Source organism: Pedobacter sp. (assembly GCF_035566355.1).
Taxonomy (GTDB): Bacteria; Bacteroidota; Bacteroidia; order Sphingobacteriales; family Sphingobacteriaceae; genus Pedobacter.
Genome location: NZ_DATMRL010000331.1, coordinates 1 through 10317 on the forward strand (window position 1 = coordinate 1; position 10317 = coordinate 10317).

The 10317-nt window shown below is 38.9% G+C and carries 8 protein-coding genes and 1 pseudogene; 1 reads left to right on the forward strand and 8 read right to left on the reverse strand.

Translation table 11 applies throughout. The features are described from left to right. A partial coding sequence (locus VNZ46_RS12775; protein ID WP_325560502.1) for an RNA polymerase sigma factor occupies positions 1-447 on the reverse strand: 447 nt, incomplete at its 3' end. A gap of 166 nt (positions 448-613) precedes the next feature. Next, the gene (locus VNZ46_RS12780; protein WP_325560503.1) at positions 614-1198 is read right to left on the reverse strand and encodes a Crp/Fnr family transcriptional regulator; all 585 of its coding nucleotides are present in this window, start codon (positions 1196-1198) and stop codon (positions 614-616) included. 162 nt (positions 1199-1360) lie between these two features. On the opposite strand from VNZ46_RS12780, the gene VNZ46_RS12785 reads away from it, so the two are divergent. Next, positions 1361-2137 (forward strand): type 1 glutamine amidotransferase domain-containing protein, encoded by a 777-nt coding sequence (locus tag VNZ46_RS12785; protein WP_325560504.1) that lies wholly within the window; start codon positions 1361-1363, stop codon positions 2135-2137. 200 nt (positions 2138-2337) lie between these two features. On the opposite strand, the gene VNZ46_RS12790 is transcribed toward VNZ46_RS12785, so the two are convergent. From VNZ46_RS12790 to VNZ46_RS12815, 6 genes and pseudogenes are all read right to left on the reverse strand, one after another. Continuing rightward, the gene (locus tag VNZ46_RS12790; protein ID WP_325560505.1) at positions 2338-2487 is read right to left on the reverse strand and encodes a hypothetical protein; all 150 of its coding nucleotides are present in this window, start codon (positions 2485-2487) and stop codon (positions 2338-2340) included. 155 nt (positions 2488-2642) lie between these two features. Then, entirely contained in the window at positions 2643-5432 is a 2790-nt protein-coding gene (locus VNZ46_RS12795) for a M16 family metallopeptidase (protein ID WP_325560506.1), read from the reverse strand. Positions 5433-5443: 11 nt separating this feature from the next. Then, positions 5444-6871, reverse strand: coding sequence for a TlpA disulfide reductase family protein (locus tag VNZ46_RS12800; RefSeq protein ID WP_325560507.1), 1428 nt, complete (start codon positions 6869-6871; stop codon positions 5444-5446). Next, positions 6868-7977 (reverse strand): DUF4369 domain-containing protein, encoded by a 1110-nt coding sequence (locus VNZ46_RS12805; protein WP_325560508.1) that lies wholly within the window; start codon positions 7975-7977, stop codon positions 6868-6870. The genes VNZ46_RS12800 and VNZ46_RS12805 overlap by 4 nt, the downstream gene beginning before the upstream one ends. A 43-nt stretch (positions 7978-8020) precedes the next feature. Continuing rightward, entirely contained in the window at positions 8021-9484 is a 1464-nt protein-coding gene (locus tag VNZ46_RS12810) for a RagB/SusD family nutrient uptake outer membrane protein (RefSeq protein WP_325560509.1), read from the reverse strand. Positions 9485-9499: 15 nt separating this feature from the next. Continuing rightward, positions 9500-10317: pseudogene (locus VNZ46_RS12815) on the reverse strand (hypothetical protein); the annotation flags it as partial.

Below are 10317 nucleotides of genomic sequence, written 5' to 3' on the forward strand. Positions count from 1 at the left end.
GTAACATTCATTTCTGCTCAGATTAAATACTTGCCTCATCTTCTCCGGCAAAGCGTCTACTTCTTTCTCAATCAACAAATTCAACTCCTTTTGCCGAACTGCATGATCCGTAATATTGGTTCCACTATTCAAAAAACCTTCAAAAGACCCGATATAATTGACATGCAACTTATTGCGATTCACAAAGTCAATTATGCGATTCCTGACAGCACCGTACAGGTAGGCAGACAACTCCGTTTTTAAAACAATCTGGTCACGCTTACTCCATAAAACAGTAAATAATTCATGAATCAGATCCTTTGCGTCTTCCCTATTTCTAATTCTCTTGTAAGCGTGAACATAAAGAAGTCCACTATATCGGTCGTAAATTTCGGTGTATGCCCGATGATCACCGTTGCATAACAACGAGAATAGTTCTGCGTCTGTAAAAGATTGATACCCCGGCATATTTGGTTTATGGTTAAACGAATATATTATAAATCTGATAAAACTACAACCGAATTGGCACTAAAAAATCGTCCATACGAGTTTCAAACATCAACCACCCAGGCCTTGTCCAGGCGGTTAATAAATTATTCTTTTATTCGGTCAAAATGAAAAAGGAACAGCAACTCTATTTTTGCACTTGCCGTATGTTGAAGCGGCTAAGTGTTTCTCTAGACACACCAAGATAAGCCGCTATCATCGATTTTGTTACCCTTTGAAAAAGAGAGGGGTACTGTTCATACAGTTGATTATATCTTGATAAAGCATCATTTTTCATGAGTGCTATTACTCTTTTTTGAAGACTGAGAAAACCTGAGGTTGATTTCATTCTAAAAAAGTGCTCCATTTTATGCATTTCGCTGCAAAGTCTGTTTTTGTCGGCAAGAGAGAGATAAAAAGCCTCTACATCCTCAAGACATTGGATATTAAAACTAGAACGCTCATGGGTGTTCAGTGCCTGATAATCCGAGACCCACCAATTCTCCATGGCAAATTGAAGAATATGCTCCTTCCCATTTTCATCCACAAGGAAGGTTTTCAAGAGTCCTTTAATGATAAAATATTCATGCTCCACTAATTCTCCAGGCTGGATTAATATGGTATGCCTACGGAATTTTGTATATCGAAAAAAAGAGCAAACGTAGTCGAATTCTTCGTTTGTTAACTGTATAAATTCTTCAAAATGATGCCTTAATCGAGTATACATATGCATAAATATATTGCAAAATAAGTATTCAGATCGGAATTTTTCATGAACACAAAAATAATCTGCTTCAAGTAAATGTATACTAATGTGACCTAACGCACATTGATTTTGTGATCTACATCCTTGAATAAACAGGATCCAATTAGGGAAATTTGTATAAAAAAAATCATGAAAAGTAAACCAAGTTATGCGATTATCCTGTTGTTACTCTTGTCTATCCAGGTATTCGCACAAAAAGCAACCAAAAATATAAACCCTATGAAAAACAAAAAAGTATTAATTGTTGTAACCTCATTTGGAGAGGTTGGGAATGGCGCAAAAACAGGTATCTGGCTTGAAGAATTTACAACTCCATATTATCTTCTGACTGCAAAAGGATTCAAAGTAACTGTTGCCTCCCCCGCTGGAGGAAAAGCTCCTATTGATCCTAAAAGCACTATTGGTGATTATGCAACTGCTTCAGTTAAGAGATTTTTAACTGATCCTGCTGCACAACAAATACTAAATAAAACTCTAAACCTGAAAACTATTCAAGCTAAAGACTATGATGCGATATTCTATCCTGGTGGACATGGACCAATGTGGGATCTTCCTCAAAATAGCTATTCTATTTCTTTAATTGAATCTTTCTTCAATGAAGGAAAACCTATAGCCTTTGTCTGTCATGCACCCGCAGCATTAAAAAATGTAAAGGGGAAAGATGGCGAATACTTAATTAAAGGTAAAATTATTGCCGGATTTACAAATAGCGAAGAAGAGGCCGGTCAGTCTACTAATTTAGTTCCTTTTTCATTAGAGAATATGCTCAAAGATAGAGGAGCTAAATACGTAAAAGGTAAAGATTGGGAACCATTTGCAGTTCAGGACGGCAATTTAATTACCGGACAAAACCCTGCTTCAGCAGATCTTGTTGCCAAAAAGATAATTACCATATTATCGAAATAAAATAGAGTATTTCCCTGTTACAAAAGAAAATCTGTTGGTTTCAATAAACCGACAGATTTTCTTTTGTCTCATTCGATTTTGAAATAAATGAATTTTCTATTAATACTGATCTTTTCCTGAAAATGATGGATGAAATCACTTCTGATTACATTTATAAGTATGATCTGCTGCGCAGCTGCGTTAACCTTACAATACCTTTATCACCATAATGTACCTCCGCCAATGCAGAGCGAAATTTTATAAAAGTCCCTGCGATGGTAGCTGGTTAGATCATGACGGATACTACCCCGGGGATATACATTAAAATGGCCGGCATCTTTATCCCAGGCATTTATAAACAGCTTCTTCATTTCTGGATGGCCCTTATAAAATTCTTCGATTGTTTCAACATCAGCAAGTGATAAGCAATTCGAAATCAGCCTGAAGGCTAAGGATTATTGGTCCTGAACGCCGAGCTTTCAGGACCAATAACAAGAGCCATATCTTTCAGATATATTCTAACATCCTATTTGGAACGTTGAGGTAGTAAGATGAATGTGATTTTATTCTCTTCCTTCAAATAATTTTCAGCAGCAGTTTTCAGTGAAACTGCAGTGACCTGATCCAGATATTTTTCAAAAGTATCTACCTGTGAAAGATCTTCCTGATTCTCCATCTGATTAGACAAGTAACTCAGCCAAAACCCATTCTCCTTAATAGATAACCTTATATTTTTCAATTGGTTAGCTTTAAACTTTAAAATATCCTCAGCCTGAGGTCCTTCATTACGCAATTTTTGTAACTCAACCGAGACCATTTCATAAAGATTATCGACGTTTGACGGTGCACAGCCAAAAGAAATACTGATATTATAGCTCCCTGGAACTTTAGTACAACTCGCTTTTACCGAAGGATTATAAACTTCACTGGCTTTCTCTCTAAGAGTTTGTATTAACTTAATCTCTAAAATATCACCCAAAGCAGTCAGCAGCAAGTTATTCAGGGGAGTATACTTAAAATCTCCAGATAATGTGATCTTTACAGTAGATTTATTCTCTGTTCCTGCGTACACTTTTTTAGTAATCTGACCAGCAGGGATTTTGATATTTACTTCCTCCAAAATGGTCGATGGATGTTTACTTGGCAATGCACCAAGATAGCGCTCCAACAGAGGGATCATTTTTTCCGTCTCAAAATCACCGGTAAAAACGAAAGTAAATTTGGACGCATCTTCAAAATACCCTCTATATATTTTCAATACATTGTCCAGCGTAACACTACTTATACGGCTACTGTCTGGTGGCAGAAACCTTGAATCATAATTGTTCAGTACATGATTAATGGTATCTGAAAATATAGTCTCAGGATTCAGATACCGTTTACTTACCCCCTCCTTGATCCGGTCCTTTAGAAGATTAAACCGCACACTATCTCCCCTTGGCTGGGTAAATTGAAGATAAAGCATCTGTAATGCGGTTTCAATATCTGTAGTAGAGCTCATTCCACTAATACCATGAGAACGATTGGAAAAATATGGAGAAATGCTTAACGTTTTTCCGTTTAACATTCGGGAAAGTTCAACAGGAGAAAAGCCCGCTAAACCAAACCCACTAATGGAAGAAACCAGACTTGCATCATAAAATCGATCTTTGCTAAAAGAAAACGTCCCGCCCTGACCAAATCCGTTGAAAAGGATCTCTTCTTTTTTAAAATTGGTTGGTTTTAAAACCACCTTTATTCCGTTACTCAAGGTAATCTTAGTCAAACCAGTCTGATCAAGTTGTTCTTTCGCAGTTACTTTACCGGCAACAGGTAATATCGGCATTAGCACTCCACGCAGACTGTCTTCCCTATATGGAACATATTGTTTTGCACTTAGGGTATTCATCCAGTCCCTCAACGTGGCTTCATCTGGCAATAAATCTTTTTGCGACTGCGGTCCAATGACCAGCATATCTAAGTTGTTATCCCGAATTAGATCACTAATCATTGGATTGATATCTGACAACTTTAATAGCGGAACAAACCCGGTAACAAGCTGTTGTTCCCATTCGATCGATGGTAATACACTATTTTTTAAATAATTATCCTTTAAGCCACTTATAAAATCTTTTGAACTGCGATGCTCTTTATTTTTCACTGAGTTGCCTAAGGCGCTCAGATATTGCTTTTTAGCACGCTCGAGCTCAGAAGCTGTAAAACCATGTGCTTTAAGCTGGAGCAGAATTGCCCAGCCTTGCTCAAACGCAGTTTTGAGTTTCCCGTCAGTTGCAGATACTTCAAAAGAAAACATATTCAGCCCGCTTACAAAAGGCTGCACAGAAACCGTAAAAGACTTAAAAGCAGGATCTTGTTGACTATATTTCCTTTCATTGATTCTAGACGCCAGCATTTGTCTGAAAATAGTACTGATGACATCCGACTTGTAATCTGCAATCGTAGCCACTGGTTTAGAAACCTGTTTACGCATCAGCTGAATAGTAGAGACTGACATTTCAGCATCTGTGACTTTCGTATACTGATCTTTAAGTGCCAAAGGAACAGTATACACTATCCTGCTTTTAGCATTCAATGGCTTTTTTAATGAGCCAAATAGCATTTTAACTTGATTTTCGACGAAGTTTACATCAATGTCCCCGACAACTATAAGCGCCTGCAAATCGGGTCTGTACCAATTCTTATAAAATTGCTTCAACGTTTCCGAAGAGGCAGAGTTGATGACCTCCTCAAGTCCGATTGGATTTCGGTTAGCATAGCGTGAATGATTAAATACCATAGGCATATACTGTGTGCTCATCCTGTCTTGCATACCTGACTTTAAACGCTTTTCTTCAAGAATTACTCCTTTCTCTTTTTCAATTTCATTTGCATCCAGGCTGGCTTCCTGAGCCCAATCGCGCATAATTCGAAGTCCTTTTACAAGGATCCCTGAGTTATTCAACGTTAAAGGCAATTCGTAAACCGTCTCATCAAAGGTAGTATAGGCATTGAGGTCTGCTCCAAACTTTACCCCCGCCTTCTCGAGAAAATCTACCATTTCATTTCCAGGGAAATGTTTTGTACCATTGAAACTCATATGTTCAATAAAGTGCGCATATCCTCTCTCCTTTTCGTCTTCCAAGATCGAGCCTACATTATTTACCAACTGCAATTGCACACTCTTCTCGGGAATTTTATTTGCTTTTATGTAATAGGTAAACCCATTTGCGAGCTTTCCTTTCCTTATGCTTGGATCCTGGGGGATAGGCTGCGCCGCCGAAATAAGACATACCATGCACATCAGCATGCCTAAGCACGCAGTTATTTTTTTAATCATGTGAGTTTATTTTATAATAAAAGTTTTTTGGATAACCTCAGGCCTAGATATTTCTCGTACTGATCATGTTCGAGTACTAGCCTTACCAGACCCATTTCATTTTGATCGATTTCCCTTAGGGTTTTTAATTTGTTTTCTTTCGACAATGTACCAGAGTTCAATACCTCCTGATAACGTTTAAAATAGGTAGGCAATGACCAACCTAATTTAGATATTTGGTAATCTTTCATTTGGATGTGGTCTCCAAGATTTTTGAGGTAGGTGGATTTGAAGGTATTTTCATCCAACGCAGATAAACACTTTAGGTAAGATTCAAGATCTGTCGTATTCAAAATCTGCTGAATCAATGAAGCCTCCCCGGAAGCTTCATAAGCTTTCGATTTCTTATCTGTGTCAACTACCGGGTCTGGTTTACCCATTAAGTCTTCCAACTTTTGTTCCAGCTCATCATGTTGCAGGCCTAGAGCTACAATATTCCCTTTCTGATCGAACAACGCCAGGTAGGGAATGCCGCTAAACCGATAATCGGCCATCACTTTACGCCCGCCATCGGTAGTACGCCCCTGGCTCCATGGCATTTGTTCTTCTGCCAGAGACTTCATCCAGATGTCATTCTTAGTATCAAGAGAAATAGCTAATACATCAAAACCTTTGGACTGGTATTGCGCGTAAAGTTTTTTAATGCCTGGAATTCCTTCTCGACAAGGAATGCAGTAAGTCCCCCAAAAGTCTACTAACGTATAACGTGCCTTTCCCAAACTATTTTTCAATGAGCTTTTTTCCCCCTTTACAGTCAAATACTCAATTTCCGTAGCTGGTTTTCCAAGATCAAGTCTGCTGAGATCAAAAACAAAATCGGCAACAACCAGACTATTTGGATTGGCCTTCGTCAATTTTGCGCTGATCTCTTTCAAAAAGTTATCATCTGCTTTACGATCCAGCATTCGCAAGGCGTAGATCACGGCCGGCTCTTCAGCATGAGCATTGATCAGACTGATCAGTCTGGTTTTATAATTCTTCTGTATTTCCGCTCGATTAACCTTTGGATCATTCGAAGACATTTGCTTTGATTGTTCCTGCATAAGTTGATTAAAGCTATGAATCAATGCTGTGCCTTTTCCTCCAACGATTTGAACGGGCTTTTTTTCAATAAATTGAACAACCAGGTTTTCTTTATCTGCCCAAAATGGGACATTGTCAAATTCATTTAAACCAATCAGGTAAACACCTGGTTTTGATGTGCTGAATTTTTTAAAAAAACTACCCCCGGCGGTTACCGCGACAGAATCAAATGGCACTCTTCTAGTTTGGGTCTGTTCGTAAAAATATACTTGTTTATAATTGCCTTTCGACAAAACTTTTCCCTGAATGGTAATGGAGACTTGTGCCAGTGATGTAAACGGGATCAGTATTGCGAATACTATTGCGATCAATTTCATAAATGATTAGGGATTAATTTTTTTACTTTTTCAACTAATGATGGATCAATCGGCATCATACCTGATAGAATATGACCACTGGAATCTAGCAGAATGCACTGACTTGCACTTGAGGGGGTTAGATTATAGTCTTTGCCAACTTTACTCAACATACCTTTGGCGGTTGACTGTCCTTCGTTGTCATCCCTTACATTGATCCACTCCGAAGCTTCTGAAGCTACTAATGATTTCCAAGAGAGACGATCATCCGAGAAGGTTATCGCATAGACTTGTATATTACTGGCCGATAATTCAGGATAAGCATTTACCAAAATCCGGTTGGTTGGACTTTGTAGAAAACACACCAGTACATTTTTGCCTTTCAGTTCACTGAGCAGGAATAGTTTTTCATCAGGACCAGGTAAACTGATCTCAGGTGCTGGTTTACCAACCAACAGTTTCCCACGCGTTTTTAAACGTTGCTCAATAAATCTCCCTTTATAAGAATCACGCATGGATTTACTGAAGGCATCGAATGCGACATTCAGGTTCCGGTACTCAAGTGTACCATTGAGCTCAGCCATCATTAATTTGGAAAGCGCTACATAACTACGCGGATGTTCCATTATAAAGGCACTGTCAAGGCGTCTGCCCTTGTTCATTATTCCTGCAGCAGCTATGCGCAATGAATCCATACCAGCTTTATGGTTAGCGGCCATATATTTCTCAGCTAAAATGTTCAAAGAATCCAGTTGCCTAGCGATCATTTGCTCGTTGTGCTGGACAATTTCAAAAGCAGCTTGTTCAGCCCCATTTTTGATAACTGCAGTTTTCAGACCTTTATCACTTATAATCTGATTTTGTCCAAATTCCAGATAAAAATCACGCATATCCTGACCGTAATATTGGTCACGATCAATACGCCCATACAGAGGATTGATAATGATTGAGGCCTCAACAGGGGCTTCAATCGTCCCTTTAAATTCAAAGGTACCTCCAGTAAATCGGATAGAATCTTTATAAGTCTTACCCATACTGAAATAGGTAAGCCGGACTAGTCCGCTTTTTTCTTTTGCAAGCGTACCTTTAAGGACAAATTGCTTTTGGCCAAATGTTGTTGATACCATGACCAACAGTATTATAATTATATTTATTTTTTTCATCATTTCTTTACGGATTATTCTGGAAAGAGGGGTTAGCTGCCATAATATTTGGTGGCAATTTTAAAACTAGACGTGCAGGTAGCTGAAGTTCATTTATAAGGGCAGGTCCGGACGCGGGATAAATGTTATGGGTAAAAGTTAGCCCGGAAAATAAAGGATCAACAGACAGTCTACGCATGTCAAACCAACGATATCCTTCCGCAGCAAATTCACGGATACGTTCATCAAATATAAATTTGATCAGTAGAATGCGGTCAGCCGCTATATTGGTAGGAACGGAAGCCTTAGCAGGTGCGATTCTCTTTATACGGAGGGTTTCTAAATCGGCTTTTGCACCGATGAGATCATTAAGCCTCGCCTTACACTCCGCGCGTAGGAGATACATTTCGGAAAGTGCAATACCAAATTTACTGAATGAAACGCCATATTTACGGAGTCTGCCACCAGGGATAACGGCTCCACTCATATTCAGATTAGTATAAAAATTCAAACGGAAATCCCCAGTCGAATAGAGTCCGGCTGTCTCTGGTGTAATGACAATTCCACTGTTTCCTGAAGCATAACTATTGCCAAAAGTTTTCGCAAGTACAGACTCGGTAAAATCATTCACAATATTTCCGGGTGAAGCCGGTCCGCTCCGGCTAGAAATAGGAAGAAAAGATCCACCAGGGGCGAATGTAGCGTTGTAGTCATATAACTTCGCAGGTGCGACAGCTGCCGCATTATTATCAAAAGCGGCATTGAGCAGTGGCAGGGCAAGATCAGCTTTCCCCATAAACAAATATACTTTAGCCAGTAACGCATTAGCTGCAGCTTTGTTCATTCGCGTGGCGATTGGCTGGTTAATAGGTAAATCTGGTATTGCTGTATTCAAATCGTTAAGGATAAAGTCATATGTTTGCTGCACTGTTCCTCTGCTGAAATAGTTTTCCATCACATCTGCTTTAGTTATCACCGGAAAACCAGGATCAGTATTTGCAGTACTGGACTGATAAGGTTTAGCATACAAATTGACCAGTTGAAAATAGATCCAAGCCCGTGTAGCAGCAGCTTCCGCTTGCAATACCTTTTTCTCAGATTCAGTGCCATTTTTTGAATTAATTACTCCATTGATGATCAGGTTGCATGCATATATATTTGGCAGGAAATTTCGCAGGTCTTGAGCTTCGTCGGTCAGTTGGTCATAGATAACGGCATCCCAACGAAAGTAGCGCTGAACTTGAGGACGTGACGAATTAAATTCGCCTTGCTCGGCCCCGATTTCATCACCCATTAATACAGCGGCCTGCCAGCCTCCCGACTGGTACATATAAAATACGGGGCTGTTCATCAACAAATTATAGTCGCTCGTATTCTCTGCAATCCGTTTTCCCTTTGGAATCACTTCAAGGAAGTCCTTTTTGCAAGAACTTAAAAAGAGCAACAGGAAGCAGGTTACTATTGTAAAATTATTAGAATTTAAATTCATCATTTCTATATTTTAAGATCAAAACGTAATATTTGTGCCCACACTAAAGGAATGTTTAAATGGAGGGATATTCCTTGTCCCAGCCGACAGATTCTGGAATTCGGGATCAATACCTAAATCATTATTCTTCCATATCATAAAATTTGTCGCCTGTACAAATACATTGACAGCCTGCATTTTCAGGTGCCTAAGCATGCTGGAAGGAATGCTGTAAGACATGGTTATATCTCTCAATTTAATGTAGGACGCACTAACTACGTTGACATCTCCTTTGAAATAGTAATTCAGATCTCTACGATTATAGCTATCATTTATATTAGAGACATAAGCCGGGATGTCGGTGAATGCCTCATCACCTGGCTTTTTCCATCTATTGTTGAAATAGGCACTGATATTACCAATAAAGGAAGTAGTTGCTCCGGTTAATCTACCCGTGTAAAAATCATTAACGTCCCTTCTCATCACATGTCCCAAATTAAAAATCATATTAGCTGATAACGATAAACCTTTATAGCTAAAAGTGTTAGAAAAACCTCCACTAATTTTCGGCACAATTGTGCCCTGATAAGCCACATCGTCTACCCCGGCAGCATTAAACGCCTTAGTCGTGCTACCGTTTTGTAACCTGATGATCGGATCACCCATTACGTCAAGTCCGGCATATCTATAAGCAAATAATGGCAATAAGCTATAACCAGGAAAATACGTCGCATTTACTTTGTTTCCCGAAGTATTCTGATAGGAATTAAGAATGCCGTAATTCAGCAATTTATTTTTATTGTAGCTAAAAACAAGATTGGTAGACCAGCTAAAATTTCTCAATTGTAAGTTTACTG